Source organism: Azospirillum sp. UENF 112521 (assembly GCF_058780665.1).
The window spans coordinates 1-26,739 of sequence record NZ_JBSNCI010000005.1 but is presented as its reverse complement, the minus strand read 5'-3'; the positions used below and the strand labels follow the sequence as shown (position 1 = coordinate 26,739).

The 26,739-nt window shown below is 70.8% G+C and carries 4 protein-coding genes; 1 reads left to right on the top strand and 3 read right to left on the bottom strand.

Translation table 11 applies throughout. The annotated features are described in order from the left end of the window. Window positions 1-64: 64 nt before the first annotated feature. Both ACWPN8_RS25080 and ACWPN8_RS25075 read right to left on the bottom strand, forming a co-directional pair. Window positions 65-17,989 carry a non-ribosomal peptide synthase/polyketide synthase gene (locus ACWPN8_RS25080; protein WP_492242686.1) on the bottom strand — a complete coding sequence of 5,975 codons (17,925 nt, stop codon included), beginning with the start codon at window positions 17,987-17,989 and terminating at the stop codon, window positions 65-67. Window positions 17,990-18,192: 203 nt separating this feature from the next. After that, window positions 18,193-19,173 (bottom strand): FecR family protein, encoded by a 981-nt coding sequence (locus ACWPN8_RS25075; protein WP_492242685.1) that lies wholly within the window; start codon window positions 19,171-19,173, stop codon window positions 18,193-18,195. A gap of 383 nt (window positions 19,174-19,556) precedes the next feature. On the opposite strand from ACWPN8_RS25075, the gene ACWPN8_RS25070 reads away from it, so the two are divergent. Further along, the gene (locus ACWPN8_RS25070; protein WP_492242684.1) at window positions 19,557-21,212 is read left to right on the top strand and encodes a cyclic peptide export ABC transporter; all 1,656 of its coding nucleotides are present in this window, start codon (window positions 19,557-19,559) and stop codon (window positions 21,210-21,212) included. 80 nt (window positions 21,213-21,292) lie between these two features. On the opposite strand, the gene ACWPN8_RS25065 is transcribed toward ACWPN8_RS25070, so the two are convergent. Continuing rightward, window positions 21,293-26,739 (bottom strand): amino acid adenylation domain-containing protein (locus ACWPN8_RS25065; protein WP_492242683.1); only part of this gene is annotated, 5,447 nt, incomplete at its 5' end.

Sequence of the window (26,739 nt, the reverse complement as noted above, 5' to 3'; positions counted from 1 at the left end):
GAGGAAGGCGGCAATATCGGGGTTCACAGGCATCGATCATTACTCCCGGTCCGGATGGGCGCGCTCATTCAGCGGCATCCGCTAGGTCGGCGGCAGGGGCGTCGGTAGGGGCGTCGGGCCGTTCCGCCGACCCGGCCAGATGTTCGACGATCTCCGCCAGGAAGCCTTCATCACGCGGCGCCTCGAAATGACCACAGCCGAGCGACCGCCAGGGCAGCGGGCGTCCGCCGAGCTGTGTCTCCAGGCGCAGCCGGTCGGTGTCGCGGCCGGCAACCCACCAGCCCTGCGCAGCGGCATCGACCGGCAGGCAGGCAGGCAGGGCCACGGACAGCCGCTTCAGATGACGGGCGGTCAGGAAGGCCTGGGTCAACTCCTCCGCCCCCATCGCGGTCCCCAGCCCTTCGGCGTTGCCGGTTCTGGGAGCATCGAGCATCCGGGCAACGACGCTTCTGATCGCGTCGGCGTCTTCGGGCGCGGCTGCGGGACGGCCGACGACCAAGCCCGGCAACACCACCGCAAGGAAGCCGGCGAGATCGTCGCGCCAGTCATCCAGCCCAAGCTCGCCGCCAACCTCGCCGATGTACGGCGATGGCACGAAGGGGTCGAGCAGGACAAGGCGCCGCACACGGTGCCCCCGGCGCTCCAACTCGGCCGCCATCAGCGCGGCAATCGTTCCTCCCAGCGACCAGCCGAGCAGGTCGTAGGGTCCCTGCGGCTGCCGTGCCCGCAGCAGGTCGACATAGTCTCGCGCCATTTCCTCCAGCGAACGGTCCCGCCATTCCGGATCGACCAGCATGCGCGACTGTATCGCCAGCACGCTCCGCCGCCCATCGAGGCGACGGGCCAGCGGTTCATAATCGAAGATTGTGCCGAAGCCGGCATGGATGCAGACCAGCGGCGGCTGTCCGGCAAGTGGCCGGTTCAGGGCCATGATCGGCGACGGTTCGCCCTTCGCCGCCATTGTCTCCGCAGCCGTACCGAGCAGTTCGGCGATGGTCGGCTTGCGGATGAGGTCACGGAGCTTGAAGGACACCCCAAGCGGCTTCAACGCCCGTGCACGGGTCACCAGTTGGATGGAGAGGATGGAGTCCCCGCCCAGCTCGAAGAAGTTGTCGGTCACGCCGACGCTCTCCAGCCGCAGCAGCTCGCACCACAGCGCTGCCAGGGCCCGTTCGGCCGCGCTGCGCGGCGGCACCCGGGCCGACGACGACGCCACCTCCGGCTCGGGCAGGGCCTTGCGGTCCAGCTTGCCGTTCGGCGTCAGCGGCAACCGCTCCAGCACCACGAGGTGCGTTGGCACCATGTAGTCCGGGAGCGCCGCCTTCAGCCCGGCGCGCAGCCGCTCGACAAGGCCGGCGCCGGCATCATCGCCGCTACCTTCATCGCCGACGGGCACGACATAGCCGACCAGACGCTTGCCGGAGCTGCCGTCGCGGGCGACCACCGCCGCCTCGCGCACGCCCTGCTGCGCCCGCAGCCGCGCCTCCACCTCGCCAAGCTCGATGCGGAAACCGCGGATCTTCACCTGATGGTCGATCCGCCCGACATACTCGATCACCCCGTCCTCGCGCTGGCGCACGAGGTCGCCCGTCCGGTAGAGCCGCCCGCCGCCCGCCGAGAACGGGTCGGCGACGAAACGCTCCGCCGTCAGGCCGGGGCGGTTCAGGTAGCCACGCGCCAACCCGGCGCCGCCAAGATAAAGCTCCCCGACCACGCCCAGCGGCACCGGGTTCAGGTCGCCGTCCAGGACATGGGTGGTGCGGTCGCCCACCCGCAGGCCGATCGGTGCATAGGCCGCACCGCACCGGTCCTGCCGGCCCGCCCTCCAGATCAGCGGCGTCACCACCGTCTCGGTCGGGCCGTAGCCGTTGATGATGTGCTCCGGTTGCAGCGCAGCCTTGGCCAGTTCGAACGCCGCATTGCTGACGGCGTCGCCGCCGAAGCAGTAGACCCGCACCGGCGGCGGGGCGATCCCACGGTCCGTCCGCTCGCGCCCGGCATGCTCGGCAAGCTGCTGCAGATAGACCGGCGGGAACGCCGCCACCGTCACGCCATGGCGCTGCATCGCCTCGTAGGTCTGCTCCGGCGTCCACAGACTGTCGTCGCGGATCAGCAGGCGGCTGCCATGGGTCAGCGCGGTCAGCCAGCGTTCATGCGCGCCGTCGAAGGCGAAGGACATGAAATGCAGCTCGCAGTCCTGCGGGGTCATGGCATAGAGCGCGCCGATGGCCCGGCAATGCATGGCGAGCGGGCCGTGCGCCACCGCGACCCCCTTGGGCAGGCCGGTGGAGCCGGAGGTGTAGATGACGTAGGCGAGGCTGCCGGGCAGCACCGCCACCGCCGGCGCGGCCTCGGCCTCCTCGGCCGGCAGGCCGTCGAGCAGCAGGCTCGGCAGGCCGTCCGGCAGCGGCAGCCGCTCCGCCAGGCCGGCGTCGGTCAGCAGCAGGGCGATGCCGGCATCGCCGATCAGGTAGGCGAGGCGCTCGCGCGGATAGGCGGCATCCAGCGGGACATAGGCGCCGCCGGCCTTGAGCACCGCCAGCAGAGCAACGATCATGGCAGGTCCGCGCGGCAGGGCGACGCCGACGCGGACTTCGGGCCCGACGCCGGCCGCCGCCAGCCGGTGGGCCAGGGCGTTGGCCCGGCGGTCGAGCGCGGTGAAGCCGAGAGTGCCGTCCTCGCGGGCACCCCCGGGAGCACCGTCCACCACCGCCGGCCGGTCGCCGAGAGCGGCGGCCATGGCGGCGATGCGGGCATGCACCGGCTCGAAGGCATCCGCGGCGATCGGTGCGTTCCAGGCGGCGAAGCGAGCCCGTTCCTGCCCGGTCAGCAGCGGCACCTCGCCAACACGCCGTTCGGCATCCGCCACAAGACCAGACAGGATCGTCTCGAAATGGCCTTGGATACGGTTGCACAGGTCGCCGTCGATCAGATCGCGGCGGTGGATGAACTTGACCTCCAGCTCTTCACCGACCGACACCTCCAAATCCATGGCGAATCCGGTCACGTCGACCCGGTCCGTCGCTCCGAATCTGATGGTGTGGTCATTGTGGTTTTTGATGACCTCGTCGACGGGGTAGTTCTCGAAGACGAGGATGCTGTCGAACAGGGCCCGCGCGCCGCCGCCGGTGCCGAGGCTGGAGCCGGCCCAGCGCTGTACCTCGTGCAGCGGCGTGTGCTCGTGCTCACGCATCTCCAGGTTCCGCCGCTGCAACCCGCGCAGCCACTCCCCCACCCGCTCATCCGATGGCGGACGCTCCACCACCGGCAGCGTGTTGATGAACAGCCCCAGCGTCTCCTCGACGCCGGCAAGCTCCGCCGGACGGCCCGACACCGTCGCACCGAACGCCACCGTCTCCTGCCCGCTGTAGCGTTGCAGAAGAAGCACCCACGCCCCCTGCACCAACGTGTTCAGCGTCACCCGCTGCGCCTGCGCAAACGCCTGCAACCGCCGCGTCGCACCGCCGTCCAGCCGCAGCCGCACAATGCCGTGCCCCGCCTGCGGATGCCGGCAGGGCAGGCTGGCCGCCAGCAGCGTCGGCGCCTCCAGCCCAGACAGGCGCCCGCGCCAGAAGCGCTCCGACGCCGCCGCATCCTGCCGCCCGAGCCACGCGATGTAGTCGCGGTAGCGGCCCGCCGCGCCACCGACCGCGCCGTCCACCTCCGCTCCCCGGTAGCGGCCCAGCACCTCCGCCACCAGACGCGCGCTGCTCCAGCCGTCCAGCAGAAGGTGATGGCTGGTCCAGATCAGGCGATGGCGCACTTGGCTCTGTGGCCCCTGCCCCAGCCGCACCAGGACCACCCGCTGCAACGGCGGACGGCCAAGCTCGAAGCTGCGGGCACGCTCCTCCCGCGCCAAGGCACCCAGAGCCTCCTCCAGGTCGGCGCCGGCGAGGCCGCGGTCGCGCCAGTCCAGCACCGACACCGCATCACCCACCCGCTCCCACACCGCCTGCAACGGGGCGGCAAGCGTGCCGCCCCACAGGAAACTGGTGCGCAGCACGGCATGGCGAGCCGTCACCCAGGCCCAGGCGGCGGCGAAGCGGGTCTCCTCAAGCCCCTCCACCTCGACGGCGAGCTGCGTCACATAGGGGCTTTCGCCCTCCGCATCCCCTTCCAGCGCATGGAACAGCATGCCCTGCTGCATCGGGCTCAGCGGGTAGAGGTCTTCCACCTCGCGCGCCGGCAGCGACAGCGCGTCCAGCTGCCCCTGCGTCAGGCCGGCCAGCGGTACGTCCGACGGCGTCAGCCCGCCGGACGAGGACTCGCAATGCGCGACCAGCGCCCGAAGCTCCTCCCCATAGGCAGCGGCCAGCCCCTCCACCACCGGCGGCGCCAGCACCGCATGGCTGTAGCTCCAGTCGAACACCAGTTCCCCGTCATAGACCCTGCCGTCGATGCTCAGCCAGTTGCCGAGCGGGGCGTCGGCATCGAGACGGGCACCCGCCGGCTCGTTGGCCGGCACGAAGCGGGCGGTGTCGTCGAAGCTGCCGTCGAACTGGCCCAGATAGTTGAAGGTCACCCGCGCCTCGGGCAGGGCCTGCAGCGTTGCCTGCGCCTCCGCATCGCCCAGATGGCGCAGCACGCCATAGCCCAGACCGTTCGACGGAACAGCCCGAAGCTGCTCCTTCACCGCCTTGATCGCTGCCTCCAGCTCCCCTCCGGGGTGCAGATGCACCGGATAGGCGGTGGTGAACCAACCGACGCTGCGGCTGAGGTCCAGGTCGCCCACCAGTTCCTCGCGGCCATGACCCTCCAACTGCACCAGGGCCGAGGCGGCGCCGCTCCACCGGCACAGCACCCGCACCAGCGCCGTCAGCAGAAGGTCGTTCACCCGCGTCCGGTAGGCTGCGGGCGCCGACGACAGCAGGCGCTTCGTCCAGCCGGCATCCAGCCGCGTCCGTGCCACGGCCGATGTCGCCACCCTCAGCGCCCCGGGGGAGACCGGCTCCGCCACGCCAGGCAGCCCGGCCGGAGCCCCCGCCAGGCTGTCGCGCCACCAGGACAGTTCATCCCGCAGCGCCCCGCTCGCGGCGTGGCGGCCCAGGACCTCGCCCCAGGACTGGAAGGAGGCGGTCTTGGCCGGCAGCACCACCGCCTCGCCCCGTTCCAGCTGCGTGCAGGCCAGCTGCAGATCCTCCAGCAGCACACGCCAGGACACACCGTCCACCACCAAATGGTGGATCGCCAGCAGCAGGCGCTGCTGACCGTCATCCCCGCGCTCCACCAGCAGGGCGCGCAGCAGCGGGCCATGGTCGAGGTCGAGGCTGCGCTGGGCCTCCTCGCACAGCCGCCCCTGCGCTTCCGCATCGGCGGCGGTGCGGTGCCACAGCACCGGCGGCACCGCCTCCGACGGCAGGTGCTCGGCACGTCCGTCGCAGGCGAAGACCAGCCGCAAGGCGTCGTGATGGGCCAGCAGCGCCGAGAGCGCCCGCTCCAGCAGCGCCGGATCGACCGGCCGGCGCAACCGCAGCAGCACCGACTGGTTCCAGTGGCTGCGGCTGGGGATCGGCTCCTCGAAGAACCAGCGCTGGATCGGCGTCAGCGACAGCGCCCCGCAGACGCTGCCCTGCCCGGCGGCCGAAGTGGCCGGAGCGCCGGCGTCGCTGCGGGCGGCGCGGGCGAGCGCCTCCAGGGTCTGGTGCTCGAAGACGTCGCGCGGGGTGAAGGAGAGGCCGTGGCGGCGGGCGCGGCTGACCAGCTGGATGGAGAGGATGGAGTCCCCGCCCAGCTCGAAGAAGTTGTCGGTGACGCCGACGCTGTCCAGCCGCAGCAGTTCGCACCACAGCGACGCCAGGGCCCGTTCGGCCGCACTGCGCGGCGGCACCCGCTCCGAAGACGCCACCACCTCCGGCTCGGGCAGGGCCTTGCGGTCCAGCTTGCCGTTGGGCGTCAACGGCAACCGCTCCAACACCACCAGATGCGTTGGCACCATGTAGTCCGGCAGGTCGCGGCCAAGGTGCTCCTTCAGCCGCCGCGGCAGCTCCGCAGCCGCATCGGCGGCGACATAGCCGACCAGACGCTTGCCGCCCGCACCGTCGCGGGCGACCACCACCGCATCCCGCACCGCCGGATGGCCGCGCAGCACAGCCTCGATCTCGCCAAGCTCGATCCGCAGGCCGCGGATCTTCACCTGATGGTCGATCCGCCCGACATACTCGATCACCCCGTCCCCGCGCCGACGCGCCAGGTCGCCCGTCCGGTACATCCGGCCGCCGTCGGCGCAGAACGGATCGGCGACGAAGCGTTCCGCCGTCAGGCCGGCCCGCCGGTGATAGCCGCGCGCCAGGCCCGCACCGGCGATGTACAGCTCGCCGACCGCACCGGCCGGAAGCGGGTTCAGGCACTCGTCCAGCACATGCAGCCGCAGATTGTCGATGGCCACGCCGATCGGCACGCCGCCGCCCGCACCGCCCTCCCCGGCCCGGCAGGTCCAGTGGCTGACGTCGATCGCCGCCTCCGTCGGGCCGTAGAGGTTGTACAGGCCGACCTGCGGCAGCCGGGCGAACAGCCGGTCCTGCAACGCCGCCGGCAGCGCCTCGCCGCTGCACACCACACGGCGCAGACTGGTGCACTGCTCCACCCCCGGCTCCTCCAGGAAGGCCCGCAGCATGGAGGGCACGAAGTGCAGCGTGTCGATGCCCTGCTCCCGGATCAGCGCCACCAGCCGGGCCGCGTCGCGGTGCTCGCCGGGCGCAGCCACCACCAGATGCGCCCCTACCATCAGCGGCCAGAAAAACTCCCAGACCGAGACGTCGAAGCCGAAGGGCGTCTTCTGCAACACCCGCTCGCCAGGGGAAAGCCGGTAGGCCTTCTGCATCCAGGCCAGCCGGTTCAGCAGGGCGCCATGGCTGTTGCCGGCCCCCTTGGGCGTGCCGGTGGAGCCGGAGGTGTAGATCAGGTAGGCGAGGTTCTCCGGCCGCAGCCCGGCCGCGGGCGGCGTGTCCGGCAGTCCCCCGGTGCTCTCGGCGTCGGTGTCCTCGGCGTCGAGCAGCAGCAGGCGGACAGCCTCGGGCAGCGCCTCGCCACCCAGCCGTCCGGCAAGATGGGACTGGGTGAGCAGCAGGGCGATGCCACCGTCCGCCGCCATGGCGGCAAGGCGGGCGGACGGCAGGTCCGGGTCGAGGGGCAGATAGGCGCCGCCCGCCTTCATCACCGCCAGCAGGCCGACGACCAGCTCCAGCGAACGTTCGGCGAAGACGCCGACCGTCACCTCCGGGCCGACGCCAAGCGCCTGAAGCCGGTGGGCCAAGCGGTTCGCCTGCGCCTCCAGCTCGGCATAGCTCAGCGTCCGCCCGCCGAAGTTCACCGCAGGGCACCCGCCATGCAGACGGGCCTGCTCCGCGATCAGATCCGGCACCAATGGACCGGCGGTCAGCGTCCCGTCGCGGGTCGCGTTCCAGCCGGCGAAGTTCCGCCATCCCTCCTCGTCGAGCAACCCGATCTCACCCAACCGGCGCCCGGCATCCTCGACCAGGGCCAGCAGAAGCCGTTGGGTCTGTGCGGCGAAATGGCTGACCTCCTCGTCGCCGATACGATCGCGCCAATGGCTGAAGGTCAACGTCAGTTGCTTTCCGGCACCCATCAGCAGGGTCAACGGGACGGAGGTAAGCTCATGATTCTGTGGAGCGCCGAAGCGCAGGCCGCCGGTTTCCCCGCGCCCTTCTCCATGGCCAAGCGCGTCTGACAGCGGATAGTTCTCGAACACCAGCAGACTGTCGAACAGCATTTCGCCGCCATGGCCGGACCAGCGCTGGATGTCGGCCAGCGGGGTGTGTTCGTGCTCCCGCATTTCGAGATTGCTGGCCTGGAGATCGCTCAGCCACTCCGACACGGTCTGGGCCGGATGCGGTGTAGCGACCAGAGGCAGCGTGTTGATGAACAGGCCGATCTGCTTCTCGATGCCCGGCAGTTCAGCCGGCCGGCCGGAGACCGTCACGCCGGCCGCCACCGCCTTCTGTCCGGTCCGCCGGTGCAGCAACAGCAGCCAAGCGGCCTGAACCAACGTGTTGAGCGTCACCTGGCTCTGACGGGCGAAGCGGACGAGCCGCGCGGTTTCCCGTTCGTCGAAGGCAAGTTCGAGGACCCCATGCCCTTGGCCGATATCCGCTTGCCCGCTGGCCGTCGCGATCCTCGTCGGCTGTTCGAGTTCGGCGGTGCGGTTGCGCCAGAAGGCCTCGGACGCCGCCCTGTCGCGCCCTTGCAGCCAGGCCACATGGTCGCGGAAGCGGCTACCGTCCACCGCCGGCACGACGCCGGCATAGCGTTGCAGCACCTCTCCCAGAAGCTGCGAGCTGCTCCAGCCGTCCAGCAGGATGTGGTGGCTGGTCAGGATCACATGATGGCGCTCCCCGCCCGTGCGCACCACCGCCAGCCGCAGCAGAGGCGGTGCCGCAAGGTCGAAGCCGGCCTGCCGCTCCGCCGCCGCAAGCCCGTCCAGCCGCGCCGTCGGGTCCGCATCGCCGTGCCAATCCTCCAGCCGCAGCGGCACCGCGACCTTGCGCCGGATCGCCTGCAACGGCTGCTCCAGGCCATCCCACAGGAAGCCCGCCCGCAGGCTGTCATGCGCGTCGACCGCCCCCTGCCATGCCGCATGGAAGCGCGCCACGTCCAGCCCCTCCACATCCACCCGCATCTGGTTGATGTAGGCGTCGCCACCCGGCTCGTAGAGCGCATGGAACAGCATGCCCTGCTGCATCGGCGTCAGCGGGTAGAGGTCCTCCACCTCGCGCGCCGGCAGCGGCAGCGCGTCCAGCTGCCCCTGGGTCAGCCCGGCCAGCGGAACGTCCGACGGCGTCACACCGCCGGCCGAGGACTCGCAATGCGCGACCAGCGCCCGAAGCTCCTCCCCATAGGCTGCGGCCAGCTCTTCCACAACAGGCGACGCCAGCACCGCGCGGCTGTAGCTCCAGTCGAACACCAGTTCCCCGTCATAGACCTGACCGTTCAGCGTCAGCCAGTTGCCCAAAGGCGCATCGGCGCCCTGGCTGCTGCCCGCCGGCTCGTCGGCCGGCACGAAGCGGGCGGTGTCGTCGAAGCTGCCGTCGAACTGGCCCAGATAGTTGAAGGTCACCCGCGCCTCGGGCAGGGCCCGCAGCGTTGCCTGCGCCTCCGCATCGCCCAGATGGCGCAGCACGCCGTAGCCCAGCCCGTTCGACGGAACCGACCGAAGCTGCTCCTTCACCGCCTTGATCGACGCGCCCAGTTCCCCACCGGGGTGCAGATGCACCGGATAGGCGGTGGTGAACCAGCCGACGCTGCGGCTGAGGTCCAGGCCCGCCACCAGCTCCTCGCGGCCATGCCCCTCCAGCTGCACCAGCGCCGAGGCGGCGCCGCTCCACCGGCACAGCACCCGCGACAGCGCCGTCAGCAGAAGGTCGTTCACCCGCGTCCGGTAGGCCGCAGGCGCCGACGACAGCAGGCGCTTCGTCCAGCCCCCATCCAGCCGCGTCCGCGCCACGGCCGACCGCGCAACCGTCAGCGCCTCGGGGGAGACCAGCTCCGCCACGCCAGGCAGTCCGGCCGGCGCATCCGCCAAGCTGTCGCGCCACCAGGACAGCTCATCCTTCAGCGCCCCACTCGCGGCGTGGCGGCCCAGGGCCTCGCCCCAGGACTGGAAGGAGGCGGTCTTGGCCGGCAGCACCACCGCCTCGCCCCGCTCCAGCTGCGTGCAGGCCAGCTGCAAATCCTCCAGCAGCACGCGCCAGGACACGCCGTCCACCACCAGATGGTGGATCGCCAGCAGCAGGCGCTGCCCGCCGTCATCCCCCCGCTCCACCAGCAGGGCGCGCAGCAGCGGGCCATGGTCGAGGTCGAGGCTGCGCTGGGCCTCCTCGCACAGCCGCTCCTGCGCTCCGGCATTGGCGGCGGTGCGCTGCCACAGCACCGGCGGCACCGCCTCGGGCGGCAGGTGCTCGGCACGTCCGTCGCCGGCGAAGACCAGCCGCAGGGCGTCGTGATGGGCCAGCAGGGCCGAGAGCGCCCGCTCCAGCAGCGCCGGATCGACCGGCCGGCGCAGCCGCAGCAGCACCGACTGGTTCCAGTGGCTACGGTTGGGGATCGGCTCCTCGAAGAACCAGCGCTGGATCGGCGTCAGCGACAGCGGCCCGCAGACGCTGCCCTGCTCGGCGGCCGGAGCGCCGGCGTCGCTGCGGGCGGCGCGGGCGAGCGCCTCCAGGGTCTGGTGCTCGAAGACGTCGCGCGGGGTGAAGGCGAGGCCGTGGCGGCGGGCGCGGCTGACCAGCTGGATGGAGAGGATGGAGTCCCCGCCCAGCTCGAAGAAGTTGTCGGTGACGCCGACGCTGTCCAGCCGCAACAGCTCGCACCACAGCGCCGCCAGGGCGCGCTCGGCCGCGCTGCGCGGCGGCACTTGGACCGACGACGACACCTCCGGCTCGGGCAGGGCCTTGCGGTCCAGCTTGCCGTTCGGCGTCAGCGGCAACCGCTCCAGCACCACGAGGTGCGTTGGCACCATGTAGTCCGGCAGCGCCGCCTTCAGTCCGGCGCGCAGCCGCTCGACAAGGCCGGCGCCGGCATCATCGCCGGCCCCCTCATCCCCAGCGGGCACGACATAGCCGACCAGACGCTTGCCGGAGCTGCCGTCGCGGGCGACCACCGCCGCCTCGCGCACGCCCTCCTGCGCCCGCAGCCGTGCCTCCACCTCGCCAAGCTCGATGCGGAAGCCGCGGATCTTCACCTGATGGTCGATCCGCCCGACATACTCGATCACCCCGTCCCCGCGCTGGCGCACGAGGTCGCCGGTGCGGTAGAGCCGCCCGCCGCCCGCCGAGAACGGATCGGCGACGAAACGCTCCGCAGTCAGGCCGGGGCGGTTCAGGTAGCCCCGCGCCAACCCCGCGCCGCCAAGATAAAGCTCCCCGACCACGCCAAGCGGTACCGGGTTCAGGTCGCCGTCCAGAACATAGCCGCAGGTCCCATCGATGGGACGGCCGATGCTGGCGCGGCCCCCCGCCTCGCGACGGGTCACTGTCGAATAGGTCGTGTCCTCCGACGGGCCGTAGAGGTCGTAGACGTCGGCGATACCGGCGGCATAGAGGTCATCCACCAGCGATTGAGCCAACGGCTCGCCCGCCAGATTGACGGTCCGCACACCGGCCGGAATACCGCCGGAGCGCAGGAGGCCGGCAATAGCCGACGGCACCGTGTTGATCAGGCACACACGATCGCGGGCCGGCAGGTCGGGCAAGGCCAAAGCGTTGTCGGCCATCACCACATGGCCGCCGGCACTCAGGGTGACGAAGAACTCCCAGACCGAAAGGTCGAAACAGATGGAGGTCGAGGCCAGGACCCCCTGCAACTGCTCCGGCCGGTAAAGCCGCAATGCCCAGTCGATGAGGGCCGAGGCGTTGCGATGCTCGATCACCACACCCTTCGGCCGTCCGGTCGAGCCGGAGGTGTAGATGACATAGGCGGCGTCCTCCGCCCTGTTGACCGGCAGCGGATCATCCGCCGGGCCGTTCTCCAGACCGAGCGCCGGATCGTCGAGCGCCAGCACCCGCAGGCCCCCGCCCGTCGGAAAACGGGGCAGCAGGCTGCGTTGCGTCACGACCATTGCCGCTTGGCTGTCGGCCAGCATGTAGGCGACACGGTCGGCGGGATAGTCGGGGTCGAGCGGAACATAGGCACCGCCCGCCTTCAGAATCGCCAGAAGACCGGTCGGCAGAGCCTCCGTCCGCTCAAGCATGACGGCGACCGGGACACCGGGCGCGACGCCGAACGTGCGCAGCCGATGGGCCAGCCGGTTGGCCTGCCGGTTGAGATCGCCATAGCTCACGCTGCGCGTGCCGGCGATGACCGCGGTGGCATCCGGACTGCGGGCGGCCTGCACCTCGAACAGACGCGGCAAGGGCGTCGCGTCCATCGGCTCCGGTTGGTTCCAGGCGCCGAAAATGCGGTCGCGGTCGGCCTCGTCCAGCACGGAGAAGGCACCGAGCGGCCGGTTCGGGGCTTCGGCCATCGCCAGCAGAAGACGGTTCAGATGGCCGGCGAGGCGCGCCACCGCCGCCCCCGTCAGATGGGCGCGGTCGTAGCGGTGATGCAATTCGAGCCGGTCGCCGGGCATGATCGCGATGGTCAGCGGATAGCTGGTCCGCTCATAACCGATCACCGGCGAGAAGCGCAGTCCGCCGGGGCTTCCCTGACGCAACGCTTCGGCGACCGGATAGCTCTCGAACACCAGCAGGCTGTCGAACAGGGCACCGCCGGCATCGCCCGATGCGGTCTGGCCCGACCAGTGCTGAATGTCGGCGAGCGGCGTATGCTCATGCTCACGCAGGTCGAGGTTGCGGCTTTGGACGGTGCGGAGCCAGTCCGCCACCGGCATCGCGGGATGGGGTGTCAGGATCACCGGCAGCGTGTTGATGAACAGGCCGAGCCGGTGCTCCACCCCCGGCAGATCCGCCGGGCGGCCGGACACGGTGGTGCCGAAGGCGACGGTGTCCTGGCCGCCATGCTGGCGCAGCAGGACGGCCCAGGCCGCCTGCATCAGCGTGTTCAGCGTGACGTCGCAGCGACGGGCGAGGTCGGTGAGGCGACGGGTCTCCTCCACGGTGAAGACGCAGCGATGCTCGCCCTGCCCGTCCCGCTCCGGCATGGGCTCCACCCGCGGGCCGGAGGGCAGCAGCGAGACGATCCTGGTCGGCTGTTCGAGTTCGGCGGTGCGGTTGCGCCAGAAGGCCTCGGACGCCGCCCTGTCGCGCCCTTGCAGCCAGGCCACATGGTCGCGGAACCGGCCGCCGTCCGCCGCCGGCACGACGCCGGCATAGCGTTGCAACACTTCGCCCAGAAGCTGCGAGCTGCTCCAGCCGTCCAGCAGGATGTGGTGGCTGGTCAGGATCACATGATGGCGCTCCCTGCCCGTGCGCACCACCGCCAGCCGCAGCAGAGGCGGTACCGCAAGATCGAAGCCGGCCTGCCGCTCCGCCGCCGCAAGCTCGTCCAGCCGCGCCACCGGGTCCGCATCGCCGTGCCAATCCTCCAGCCGCAGCGGCACCGCGACCTTGCGCCGGATCGCCTGCAACGGCTGCTCCAGGCCATCCCACAGGAAGCCCGCCCGCAGGCTGTCATGCGCGTCGACCGCCCCCTGCCATGCCGCATGGAAGCGCGCCACGTCCAGCCCGTCCACATCAACCCGCATCTGGTTGATGTAGGCGTCGCCACCCGGCTCGTAGAGCGCATGGAACAGCATGCCCTGCTGCATCGGCGTCAGCGGGTAGAGGTCCTCCACCTCACGCGCCGGCAGCGGCAGCGCGTCCAGCTGCCCCTGCGTCAGGCCGGCCAGCGGAACGTCCGACGGCGTCAGCCCGCCGGACGAGGACTCGCAATGCGCGACCAGCGCCCGAAGCTCCTCCCCATAGGTCGCGGCCAGCCCCTCCACCACCGGCGGCGCCAGCACCGCACGGCTGTAGCTCCAGTCGAACACCAGCTCCCCGTCATAGACCTGACCGTTCAGCGTCAGCCAGTTGCCCAAAGACGCATCGGCGTCCTGGCTGCTGCCCGCCGGCTCGTCGGCCGGCACGAAGCGGGCGGTGTCGTCGAAGCTGCCGTCGAACTGGCCCAGATAGTTGAAGGTCACCCGCGCCTCGGGCAGCGCCCGCAGCGTTGCCTGCGCCTCCGCATCGCCCAGATGGCGCAGCACGCCATAGCCCAGCCCGTTCGACGGAACCGACCGCAACTGCTCCTTCACCGCCTTGATCGCTGCCTCCAGCTCCCCACCGGGGTGCAGATGCACCGGATAGGCGGTGGTGAACCAACCGACGCTGCGGCTGAGGTCCAGGCCCGCCACCAGCTCCTCGCGGCCATGCCCCTCCAGTTGCACCAGCGCCGAGGCGGCGCCGCTCCACCGGCACAGCACCCGCGACAGCGCCGTCAGCAGAAGGTCGTTCACCCGCGTCCGGTAGGCCGCAGGCGCCGACGACAGCAGCCGTTTCGTCCAGCCCCCATCCAGCCGCGTCCGCGCCACGGCCGACCGCGCAACCGTCAGCGCCTCGGGAGAAACCGGCTCCGCCACGCCAGGCAGTCCGGCCGGCGCATCCGCCAAGCTGTCGCGCCACCAGGACAGCTCATCCTTCAGCGCCCCGCTCGCGGCGTGGCGGCCCAGAGCCTCGCCCCAGGACTGGAAGGACACGGTCTTGGGTGGCAGCACCACCGCCTCGCCCCGTTCCAGCTGCGTGCAGGCCAGTTGCAGATCCTCCAGCAGCACGCGCCAGGACACGCCGTCCACCACCAGATGGTGGATCGCCAGCAGCAGGCGCTGCTGACCGTCATCCCCGCGCTCCACCAGCAGGGCGCGCAGCAGCGGGCCATGGTCGAGGTCGAGGCTGCGCTGGGCCTCCTCGCACAGCCGCTCCTGCGCTTCGGCATTGGCGGCGGTGCGCTGCCACAGCACCGGCGGCACCGCCTCGGGCGGCAGGTGCTCGGCACGTCCGTCGCCGGCGAAGACCAGCCGTAGGGCGTCGTGATGGGCCAGCAGCGCCGAGAGCGCCCGCTCCAGCAGCGCCGGATCGGCCGGCCGGCGCAGCCGCAGCAGCACCGACTGGTTCCAGTGGCTACGGTTGGGGATCGGCTCCTCGAAGAACCAGCGCTGGATCGGCGTCAACGACAGCGTACCGCTGACGCTGCCCTGCTCGGTGGCCGAAGCGGCCGGAGTCCCGGCGTCGCTACGGGCGGCGCGGGCGAGCGCCTCCAGGGTCTGATGCTCGAAGACGTCGCGCGGGGTGAAGGCGAGGCCGTGGCGGCGGGCGCGGCTGACCAGCTGGATGGAGAGGATGGAGTCCCCGCCCAGCTCGAAGAAGTTGTCGGTGACGCCGACGCTGTCCAGCCGCAGCAGCTCGCACCACAGCGCCGCCAGGGCGCGCTCGGCCGCGCTGCGCGGCGGCACTTGGACCGACGACGACACCTCCGGCTCGGGCAGGGCCTTGCGGTCCAGCTTGCCGTTGGGCGTCAGCGGCAAGCGCTCCAGCACCACGAGATGCGTGGGCACCATGTAGTCCGGCAGAGCCGCCTTCAGTCCGGCGCGCAGCCGTTCGACAAGGCCGGCGCCGGCATCATCGCCGGCCCCCTCATCCCCGGCGGGCACGACATAGCCGACCAGACGCTTGCCGGAGCTGCCGTCGCGGGCGACCACCGCCGCCTCGCGCACGCCCTGCTGCGCCCGCAGCCGTGCTTCCACCTCGCCAAGCTCGATGCGGAAGCCGCGGATCTTCACCTGATGGTCGATCCGCCCGACATACTCGATCACCCCGTCCTCGCGCTGGCGCACAAGGTCGCCCGTCCGGTAGAGCCGCCCGCCGCCCGCCGAGAACGGGTCGGCGACGAAACGCTCCGCCGTCAGGCCGGGGCGGTTCAGGTAGCCGCGCGCCAACCCGGCACCGCCAAGATAAAGCTCCCCGACCACGCCGAGCGGCACCGGGTTCAGATCGCCGTCCAGGACATGGGTGGTGCGGTCGCCCACCCGCAGGCCGATTGGCGCATAGGCCGCACCGCAGCGGTCCTGCCGGCCCGCCTTCCAGATCAGCGGCGTCACCACCGTCTCGGTCGGGCCGTAGCCGTTGATGATGTGCTCCGGTTGCAGCGCCTCCCTGGCAAGCTCGAACGCCGCATCGCTGACGGCGTCGCCGCCGAAGCAATAGACCCGCACCGGCGGCGGGGCGGTCCCCCGCTCCGTCCGCTCGCGCCCGGCATGCTCTGCAAGCTGCTGCAGATAGACCGGCGGGAACGCCGCCACCGTCACGCCATGGCGCTGCATCGCCTCGTAGGTCTGCTCCGGCGTCCACAGGCTGTCGTCGCGGATCAGCAGGCGGCTGCCGTGGGTCAGCGCGGTCAGCCAGCGTTCATGCGCGCCGTCGAAGGCGAAGGACATGAAATGCAGCTCGCAGTCCTGCGGGGTCATGGCATAGAGCGCGCCGATGGCCCGGCAATGCATGGCGAGCGGGCCGTGCGCCACCGCGACCCCCTTGGGCAGGCCGGTGGAACCGGAGGTGTAGATGACATAGGCGAGGCTGCCGGGCAGCACCGCCACCGGCGGTGCTGCCTCGGCCTCCTCGGCCGGCAGGCCGTCGAGCAGCAGGCTCGGCAGGCCGTCCGGCAGCGGCAGCCGCTCCGCCAGGCTGCCATCGGTCAGTAGCAGGGCAATACCGGCATCCCCGATCAGGTAGGCGAGGCGCTCGCGCGGATAGGCGGCATCCAGCGGGACATAGGCGCCGCCGGCCTTGAGCACCGCCAGCAGGGCGACGATCATGGCGGGTCCGCGCGGCAGGGCGACGCCGACGCGGACTTCGGGCCCGACGCCGGCCGCCGCCAGCCGGTGGGCCAGGGCGTTGGCCCGGCGGTCGAGCGCGGTGAAGCCGAGAGTGCCGCCCCCGCGGGCACCTCCGGGAGCACCGTCCACCACCGCCGGCCGGTCCCCGAGAGCGGCGGCCATGGCGGCGATGCGGACATGCACCGGCTCGAAGGCCTCGGCGGCGACCGGCGCGTTCCAGGCGGCGAAGCGCGCCTGCTCATCCGCGGTCAGCAGCGGCACCTCGCCCACCAGCTGCCCGGCATCTGCAACAAGACCAGACAGAAGCGTCTCGAAATGGCGGCGCAACCGCTCGATCCTGTCATGGTCGTAGAGATCGGTCGCGTAGGTGAAAGAGGCCTCGATCCCACCGCCCTCTTCTTCCACGGTATCGAGGGTCAGGTCATAGCTGGCCATGGCACTGTCGAGCGCCATCGGCTCCACCCGCAGACCATCCATCGCGGAGGCGGCACGGCCATCGCGGCGCTGGTGGTTGAACATCACCTGGAACAGCGGATTGTGGCTGAGGCTGCGCTCCAGCTTCAGCGCCTCCAGCAGTTGTTCAAAGGGCAGGTCCTGATGCGCCTGAGCCCCCAGCGCCGTTTGCCTGACCCGATCGAGCAGGTCGGCGACGCGGTCGCGCCCGTCGATCCGCAGGCGCAGGACCTGGGTGTTGACGAAGAAGCCGACCACGCCTTCGCACTCCGCACGGTCGCGGTTGGCGACCGGAACGCCGATGGCGATATCCCCCTGCCCGCTGTGGCGGTGGAGCAGCATCGTGAAAGCCGACAACAGCAGCATGAACAGCGTGGCGTCGTTCTCGCGGGCGAAGGCGCGCAACCTCCCGGCCAGTTCCGCACCGAGCGTGAAGCGAAGGATGGCGCCACGGTGGCTCTGCCGCGCCGGCCGCGGCCGGTCGGCAGGCAGTTCCAACGGAGCCCGCTCTCCCCCCAGACGGTCGAGCCAATAGGCGAGTTGCCGCTCCGCCTCGCCCGCCTCCAGCATGTTCTTCTGCCAAAGGGCGTAATCGACATAGCGGATCGGGGGGTGCGGCAGGTCGATCCTCCCGCCCTGCCGGATGGCCCCGTACAGATCGGCGAACTCCCGGATCAGCACGGCCATCGACCAGCCATCCGACGCGATGTGGTGCATCGTCACCAGAAGACGATGGTCCTGCTGCCCCAGACGGACGAGGCGCGCCCGCAGGAGCGGGCCGGCCTCCAGATCGAAGGGTGCCTGCGCCTCCTCCTCGATCAGGCGGCGTGCGGCAGGCTCGCGCTCCTCGGCGGGCAGATGGCTCAGCTCGTCGACCGCCAGCCGGAATTCGGTATCGTCGAGGACGGTCTGCACCGGCTCCCCGTCGCCCTGGCGGAACACGGTCCGCAGAGCGGCATGGCGGCCCAGCAGACGTTCGAAGGCGCGGGACAGCGCGTCGCGATCAAGATCCCCGGCGAGGCGCGTCGCGCTGAAAATATTGTTGGCACCGCTGTCGGGATCGAGCTTCCACAGCGCCCACATCCGGCGCTGCGCATGGGACAGCGGCGCCTCCGTGGCCGGGGCGAGGTCCGCCGGGATCGGCAGCAGCGAAAGGTCCACGGCCTCGTCGCGCATGGCGCGCCAGAACAGCTTGCGCTTTTCCACCGGCAGACCGATGAAGCGGCGGACCAGGTCCACGGAGTCTTGAGCAACCATCTGGAATTTCCCATCGCCGGCTGGCTTGACGCTGATCCGGCCGCCGGGGGTTCCGGTACGGTCGACCGGGGCGGCCAGACTGTGCGCGGCGCGCCATCAGGCACACCGCGGTCTCCAGTAGTGACGAAGCAGGGACGGCCGGATTTACCCCGCCGGTTCGGAATCGGCGGCGGCGAATGGAGTGTGCTCGCGGATGCTCGGAGTCAGCGGGCCGAAACGAGGAGTTCGCCGTCCTTGGACGCGAGCGTCACCGGCAGCACCCGCGGAAGGGACGCCGCCACGCGGTCCAGATCGGCGACGTCATACACGCCGCCGATGCGCATCGCCCCCACCTTGCGGTCGGCCAGCCTCAGCGGCTGCGACAGATAGGGGTTCAGCAGGGGCACCGCTTCGGCCAGCGTGATGTTGTCGAACACCAGCCTGCCCTCGCGCCAGGACAGGATCCGCAGCGGATCGACGTGCGCAACGCTGCCGAACCGGCTGTCGCGGGCGAAGCGGCCCTGCATGCCGGGCGTCAGCCGCAAAGGCTCTCCTCCCGCCGCCGCGTCGGGGCTCACGGTGACCGATCCCTCCGCCAGCGTCACGGCGAGATCGCCGTCATTGGCCCAGACATTGAACTTCGTCCCCGTCACCCGGACCCGATGACCGGCAGTGAAGACGGTGAAGGGCCGTCCGGCATCGTGCGCGACCGCGAAATAGGCCTCGCCATGGTCCATCAGGACGCTGCGCCGGTCGCGGAACTGGGCATAGAACAGGGTGGTGTGGACGTTCAGGTCCACGGTGGAACCGTCGGGCAACTCGACCATGCGGTGCCGGCCGCCGCCGAGGAAGACATCGACACGCCCCGGCAGCATGCCGAACGACCAGCCCACAGGCCAGCAGGCGGCCAGGGTCGCCGCAATGCAGGCCGCCATCGCCCAGCGCCGCCACCGTGACGGAACCCTGACGGCGGCGGACCGCGCTGTCCGCCCGCAGCCCGGCGCAGGGTGTGCCGCCGCCGTCCCGGGAACCGCAGTCACCCGCGGGCGCAGACCGGCGGACAGGCCCCAGATCTCCCGCATCGCATCGAATTCCGCCAGATGGCGCGGGTCCATCAGGCACCAGCGTTCGAATGCGGCGCGATCGGCGTCGCTGACCTCGGCCGATTGCAGGCGCAGGCACCAGTCCGCAGCCTCTTCGGTCACGCGGTCATCGTCGGAAGGATAAGACGGAGGCATACGGGCGCGCTCGGCTCCGGAAGGCGTTCGGCAGCTATAGGGCAAGCAGGGGATGGATCGCAAGGCGAGCCGGACGGAATGGACTCTACGCGAGGTAATCGGGCAGGGAAACCCCCGCGTCCGCGGCGCCGGCTGCGACCTTCCGTGGCAGGCAAGGGCACGGGGTGGGAGAGCAGGCACGGATCGGGGGGCCGGTTCCGGGAAGCAGGCCGTCGGGAAAACCGGTTCCGGAGGATAACGGTTTCAGTTTCGCCCCGCTCGTTCGTCCTAGTCAGGACGGCCGCGCGCATCCGCCTCCACGGCGGAGCCTTTGTGCCGGCCACCTTCGCTCCCGTCCCGCAGGAACCCCGATGCCGACGCCACCCCGCACCAGCCTCGCCGCTCTGCTCCAGTTGCTTCGCCCCTTCTGGCCGATGCTGACCGCCGCCACCCTGCTGGGGGTGCTGGGCGGGCTCAGCGTGACCGGGCTGCTGGCAACCATCAACCGCATCCTGCATGCAGGCGATAGTCCGGGCGCCGGGATCCTGCTCGCCTTCGCCGGCCTGTGCGCCCTGGCGCTCGCGGGCTCGGTCCTTTCCGACATCGGCACCAACCGGATCGGGCAGAAGGTCATCGCGCGGCTGCGCAAGGATCTGGGCGACCGCATCCTGACCGCGCCGATCGATCAGCTCGAGCGCTACCGCAGCCACCGCCTGATCCCCGTGCTGACCCACGACGTCGACACCATCAGCGACTTCGCCTTCGCCTTCGCGCCGCTGGCGGTGTCGCTCAGCGTCACGATGGGCAGCCTGTGCTACCTGGCGGTGCTGTCCTGGCCGATGTTCCTGGCGACGGCCGCCGCCATCCTGATCGGCAGCGCCGTGCAGTATGTGGCACGCGTCCGCGGCATCGAAGGCTTCCACGAGGCGCGCGCCCACGAGGATGAGCTGCAGAAGCATTACCGGTCGCTGGCGGAAGGGGCGAAGGAACTGCGCATCAACCGTCCGCGGCGGCTGCGGCTGCAGAGCGAGGCGCTGCGCGGCACCATCGACCGCATCTGCGACATCCAGATCCGGTCGATCAACCTCTTCGTCATCGCCAAGGGATTCGGGTCGACGCTGTTCTTCATCGTCATCGGGGTGGCGCTCGGCGTCGAAGCGCTGTGGCCCAGCACTGACCGCGGGACGCTGAGCGGCTTCATCCTGGTCCTGCTCTACATGAAGGGGCCGCTGGAGCATCTGATCGGCACCCTGCCCATCGTCAGCCGCGCCCAGGTCGCCTTCCGCCGCATCGCCGACCTGTCGGCGGAGTTCGCCTCGCCGGAACCGCATCTGCTGATGAAGGACGACGCCCGCCCGCCCGCGACCATCGACCGGTTGGAGCTGCGGAATGCCCGCTACATCTACCCGCCGGCCGGACCCGACGTGGAGCCCTTCGTGCTCGGTCCCGTCTCGCTGCGGGTCGGCCGCGGCGAGATCCTGTTCATCGTCGGCGAGAACGGCTGCGGCAAGACCACGCTGATCAAGATGCTGCTCGGCCTCTACCCCCCTCACGAAGGCCAGATCCTGCTGGACGGCCGGCCGGTGACACCGGAGACGCGCGACGATTACCGCCAGCTCTTCACCACCATCTTCGCCGATTATTTCCTGTTCGACGACCTGATCCAGGCGAACGACAGCGTGCCGGAGGATGCCCAGGCCTATCTGGAACGGCTGGAGATCGCCCATAAGGTCAGCGTCGTCGACGGCGTGTTCAGCACAACCGACCTGTCCACCGGCCAGCGCAAGCGCCTGGCCCTTCTCCAGGCCTGGACCGAGAAGCGGCCGGTGCTGGTGTTCGACGAATGGGCCGCCGACCAGGATCCGACCTTCCGGCGGATCTTCTACACCGAACTGCTGCCGAGCTTGAAGGCGCTGGGCAAGACCATCATCGTCATCTCCCATGACGACCGCTATTTCGACGTGGCCGACCACCTGCTCCGGCTGACCGCCGGCAAGGTCGTGGAGGATCGCCAGCCGGCGCTGTGACGGAGCCTGTACGGGAAGCGGCAGAAAAAGGGGGTGCGCCCGGTTGGGTGCGCCCCCTTTTCCTTTCGCAAACAGGTCGTTCAGCCGGACTCCAGCATGTCCATCAACGCGCTCATCCGCGACAGCTTGGCCGGATCCGGCGCCGCCGGACGCTCGGCGACATGGGCGGCCAGCGCCCGCAGGGTGGCGTTGCCGAAAACCTGTCCCGGCGACAGGCCGATTCCGAAATCGCGGCGCAGACGGGCGATCAGCTGTACCGCAAGCAGCGAGTGGCCGCCCAGCTCGAAGAAGTCGTCGTCAAGGCCGACGCGCTCCACCCGCAGCAGTTCTTCCCAAAGAGCCGCCAGCCGACACTCCAGATCCGTGACGGGCGGCACATGGGTCCGCTGCCTCGGTTCGGGTTGAGGAAGAGCCCGGCGGTCGAGCTTGCCGCTGGGCGTCAGAGGCAGCCGGTCCAGCCGGACCCAGAGGGTGGGGACCATATGGTCGGGCAGCCGTTCGCCCAGCCGCCGGCGCAACGACGGCCAGAGGGACGGCCAGAGGGCGTCGCCTTGCCGGTCGTCCTGTTCGACGGGAACGATGTAGGCGCAGAGCTGTCCGCCGCCCGGTCCTGCGACGGCGGCGACCGCCGCATTCCGGACCGCCGCATCCGCCTGCAATGCCGCCTCGATCTCGCCGAGTTCGATGCGCAGGCCGCGGATCTTCACCTGCTGGTCGATGCGGCCGAGATACTCGATCACACCGTCCTCGCCGTGACGGGCAAGGTCGCCGCTGCGGTAGAGACGCCCGCCCGGCTCGCCGAAGGGATCGGGGATGAAACGGTCGGCGGTCAGGCCCGGCTGGCGGTGATAGCCGCGCCCGACCCCGATGCCGCCGATGTGCAGTTCGCCCGCCACCCCCGGCGGCACCGGATTGCCGCAGCCGTCCATTATGTAAAGGCGCAGTCCGGGCACCGGCCGGCCGGTCGGGATTTCGGCTGAGATGCCGTCCCAGCGATGGAAAGCGACGACATCCGCGCATTCCGTGGGACCGTAGCTGTTGTGGATGCGCGGTTTCGGCCCATGCCGTCTCTCCAGCCAGGGACGCAGCGCATCGGTGCGGATCGGCTCGCCGCCCAGGATCACGTCGCGCAGGGACTCCAGCTCCCCATTCCGTTCCAGCGCCACCAGCGGCTGGAAAGTGCTGGGGGTGGCATTCAGCGCGGTGATGCCATGCCGGGCGATCCAGTCCAGCAACAGTTGCGGGTCATAGCCTTCGCCTGCCATGTGCAGCTGACCGCCAACCAGGAGCGGTGCGAACAGGTTCTTCTGCGTCAGGTCGAAGGCGTGCGAACTCATCAGCAGTAGGCGGCTGCCGGCATCGAAGCCGACATGGTCGCAATACCAGCGCATCAGGTTAACGAACCCGGCCTGCGTCACCCCGGCCCCCTTGGGCTGGCCGGTGGATCCGGAGGTGTAGATCAGGTAGATCAGGTTGTCGGGTGCGCCGGCCGGCGGCAGATCATCGTCGGCGAACGCCGCCAGACGGTCCCGGTCGGCGTCCAGGCGGACCATCGGCAGACCGGCCGGCCTGGGCATGCCGCCCTGAAGCGTCTCCGAGGTCAGCAGCAGCGCGGCTCCGCCATCGTCCAGCATGTATGCCAGACGCTGCGGCGGGTAGCTGGGATCGAGCGGCAGATAGGTGGCGCCGGCCTTCAGAACCGCAAGAATGGCGACCAGCAGTTCGGGAGAGCGCTCAAGCGCGATGGCGACCCGGTCGTCAGGCCCGATTCCCTCGGCGCGCAGGAGGCGGGCCAGACGGTTGGCGTGGGCGTTCAGCTCACGATAGCTCAGGGTACCGCCCGGATGAACCAGGGCTGTCGCCTCCGGCTTGCGGCGGACCTGGGCTTCGATCAGCTGATGCAGGCGCTGGAGGGAAGGAGGCGGCAAGCCCGGCTCATCCTGTCCGCTCCAGTCCACCAGCACTTGGCGGCGGCGGTTGTCGCCCTCCAGCAGATCCAATGCCCCGACGAATGCTTCGGCATTCGACGCCAAGCGGTCCAGCAGGGCGCCGAAGAGCCGGGACAGTTCCTCCACCCGGCCGGAGTCCAACTGCTCGCGCCGGTAGCCGAAGGCCAGATCCAGCTTTTCCCCGGCCCGCACCGTCAGGGTCATGGCGTAATGGGTGTCGTCGACGGTCTCGGCGGCTCCGAATCTGATGGTGTGGTCATTGTGGTTTTTGATGGCCTCGTCGACGGGGTAGTTCTCGAAGACGAGGATGCTGTCGAACAGGGCCCGCGCGCCGCCGCCGGTGCCGAGGCTGGAGCTGGCCCAGCGCTGCACCTCGTGCAGCGGCGTGTGCTCGTGCTCGCGCATCTCCAGGTTCCGCCGCTGCAACTCGCGCAGCCACTCCCCCACCCGCTCATCCGATGGCGGACGCTCCACCACCGGCAGCGTGTTGATGAACAGCCCCAGCGTCTCCTCGACGCCGGCAAGTTCCGCCGGACGGCCCGACACCGTCGCGCCGAACGCCACCGTCTCCTGCCCGCTGTAGCGTTGCAGAAGAAGCGCCCACGCCCCCTGCACCAGCGTGTTCAGCGTCACCCGCTGCGCTTGCGCGAACGCCTGCAACCGCCGCGTCGCACCGCCGTCCAGCCGCAGCCGCACCATGCCGTGCCCCGCCTCGGGATGCCGGCAGGGCAGGCTCGCCGCCAGCAGCGTCGGCGCCTCCAGCCCAGACAGGCGCCCGCGCCAGAAGCGCTCCGACGCCGCCGCATCCTGCCGCCCGAGCCACGCGATGTAGTCGCGGTAGCGGCCCGCCGCGCCACCGACCGCGCCGTCCACCTCCGCCCCCCGGTAGCGGCCCAGCGCCTCCGCCACCAGACGCGCGCTGCTCCAGCCGTCCAGCAGAAGGTGGTGGCTGGTCCAGATCAGGCGATGGCGCACTTGGCCCTGTGGCCCCTGCCCCAGCCGCACCAGAACCACCCGCTGCAACGGCGGACGGCCAAGCTCGAAGCTGCGGGCACGCTCCTCCCGCGCCAAGGCACCCAGAGCCTCCTCCAGGTCGGCGCCGGCGAGGCCGCGGTCGCGCCAGTCCAGCACCGACACCGCATCACCCACCCGCTCCCACACCGCCTGCAACGGGGCGGCAAGCGTGCCGCCCCACAGGAAACTGGTGCGCAGCACGGCATGGCGAGCCGTCACCCAGGCCCAGGCGGCGGCGAAGCGGGTCTCCTCAAGCCCCTCCACCTCGACGGCGAGCTGCGTCACATAGGGGCTTTCGCCCTCCGCATCCCCTTCCAGCGCATGGAACAGCATGCCCTGCTGCATCGGGCTCAGCGGGTAGAGGTCTTCCACCTCGCGCGCCGGCAGCGACAGCGCGTCCAGCTGCCCCTGCGTCAGGCCGGCCAGCGGTACGTCCGACGGCGTCAGCCCGCCGGACGAGGACTCGCAATGCGCGACCAGCGCCCGAAGCTCCTCCCCATAGGCAGCGGCCAGCCCCTCCACCACCGGCGGCGCCAGCACCGCATGGCTGTAGCTCCAGTCGAACACCAGTTCCCCGTCATAGACCCTGCCGTCGATGCTCAGCCAGTTGCCGAGCGGGGCGTCGGCATCGAGACGGGCACCCGCCGGCTCGTTGGCCGGCACGAAGCGGGCGGTGTCGTCGAAGCTGCCGTCGAACTGGCCCAGATAGTTGAAGGTCACCCGCGCCTCGGGCAGGGCCTGCAGCGTTGCCTGCGCCTCCGCATCGCCCAGATGGCGCAGCACGCCATAGCCCAGACCGTTCGACGGAACAGCCCGAAGCTGCTCCTTCACCGCCTTGATCGACGCGCCCAGTTCCCCGCCGGCCCTCTCACCGGGGCGCAGATGCACCGGATAGGCGGTGGTGAACCAGCCGACGCTGCGGCTGAGGTCCAGGCCCGCCACCAGCTCCTCGCGGCCATGCCCCTCCAGTTGCACCAGCGCCGAGGCGTCCACGCTCCACCGGCACAGCACTCGCGCCAAGGCCGTCAGCAGAAGGTCGTTCACCCGCGTCCGGTAGGCCGCCGGCGCCGACGACAGCAGCCGCTTCGTCCAGCCGGCATCCAGCCGCGTCCGCGCAACCGCCGACTTCGCAACCGTCAGCGCCTCGGGAGAAACCGGCTCCGCCACGCCAGGCAGTCCGGCCGGCGCATCCGCCAAGCTGTCGCGCCACCAGGACAGTTCGTCCCGCAGCGCTCTGCTCGCGGCGTGGCGGCGCAGCGCCTTGCCCCAGGACTGGAAGGAGGCGGTCTTGGCCGGCAGCACCACCGCCTCGCCCCGCTCCAGCTGCGTGCAGGCCAGTTGTAGATCCTCCAGCAGCACGCGCCAGGACACGCCGTCCACCACCAGATGGTGGATCGCCAGCAGCAGGCGCTGCTGACCGTCATCGTTACGTTCCACCAGCATTGCGCGCAGCAGCGGGCCATGCGCGAGGTCGAGGCTGCGCTGGGCCTCCTCGCACAGCCGCTCCTGCGCCCCGGCATCGGCGGCGGTGCGCTGCCACAGCATCGGCGGCACCGCCTCGGGCGGCAGGTGCTCGGCACGTCCGTCGCCGGCGAAGACCAGCCGCAAGGCGTCGTGATGGGCCAGCAGCGCCGAGAGCGCCCGCTCCAGCAACGCCGGATCGACCGGCCGGCGCAGCCGCAGCAGCACCGACTGGTTCCAGTGGCTACGGTTGGGGATCGGCTCCTCGAAGAACCAGCGCTGGATCGGCGTCAGCGACAGCGCCCCGCAGACGCTGCCCTGCTCGGCGGCCGGAGTCCCGGCGTCGCTGCGGGCGGCGCGGGCGAGCGCCTCTAGGGTTTGGTGCTCGAAGACGTCGCGCGGGGTGAAGGCGAGGCCGTGGCGGCGGGCGCGGCTGACCAGCTGGATGGAGAGGATGGAGTCCCCGCCCAGCTCGAAGAAGTTGTCGGTGACGCCGACGCTGTCCAGCCGCAGCAGCTCGCACCACAGCGCCGCCAGGGCCCATTCGGCCGCGCTGCGCGGCGGCACTTGGACCGACGACGACACCTCCGGCTCGGGCAGGGCCTTGCGGTCCAGCTTGCCGTTGGGCGTCAGCGGCAAGCGCTCCAGCACCACGAGGTGCGTTGGCACCATGTAGTCCGGCAGCGCCGCCTTCAGCCCGGCACGCAGCCGCTCGACAAGGCCGGCGCCGGCATCATCGCCGCTACCTTCATCGCCAGCGGGCACAACATAGCCGACCAGACGCTTGCCGCCTGCGCCGTCACGGGCGACCACCGCCGCCTCGCGCACGCCCTCCTGCGCCCGCAGCCGTGCCTCCACCTCGCCAAGCTCGATGCGGAAGCCGCGGATCTTCACTTGGTGGTCGATCCGCCCGACATACTCGATCACCCCGTCCCCGCGCTGGCGCACGAGGTCGCCCGTGCGATAGAGCCGCCCGCCGCCGCTGGAGAACGGGTCGGCCACGAATCGCTCCGCCGTCAGGCCGGGGCGGTTCAGATAGCCGCGCGCCAACCCCGCACCGGCGATGTAAAGCTCGCCGACCGCGCCGGCCGGAAGCGGGTTCA

What these genes read in the sequence shown, in the direction of transcription:
- ACWPN8_RS25070 (WP_492242684.1), top strand. Translation starts at nt 19,557, where the DNA reads ATGCCGACGCCACCCCGCACCAGCCTCGCCGCTCTGCTCCAGTTGCTT.
- ACWPN8_RS25080 (WP_492242686.1), bottom strand. Translation starts at nt 17,989, where the DNA reads ATGGTTGCTCAAGACTCCGTGGACCTGGTCCGCCGCTTCATCGGTCTG.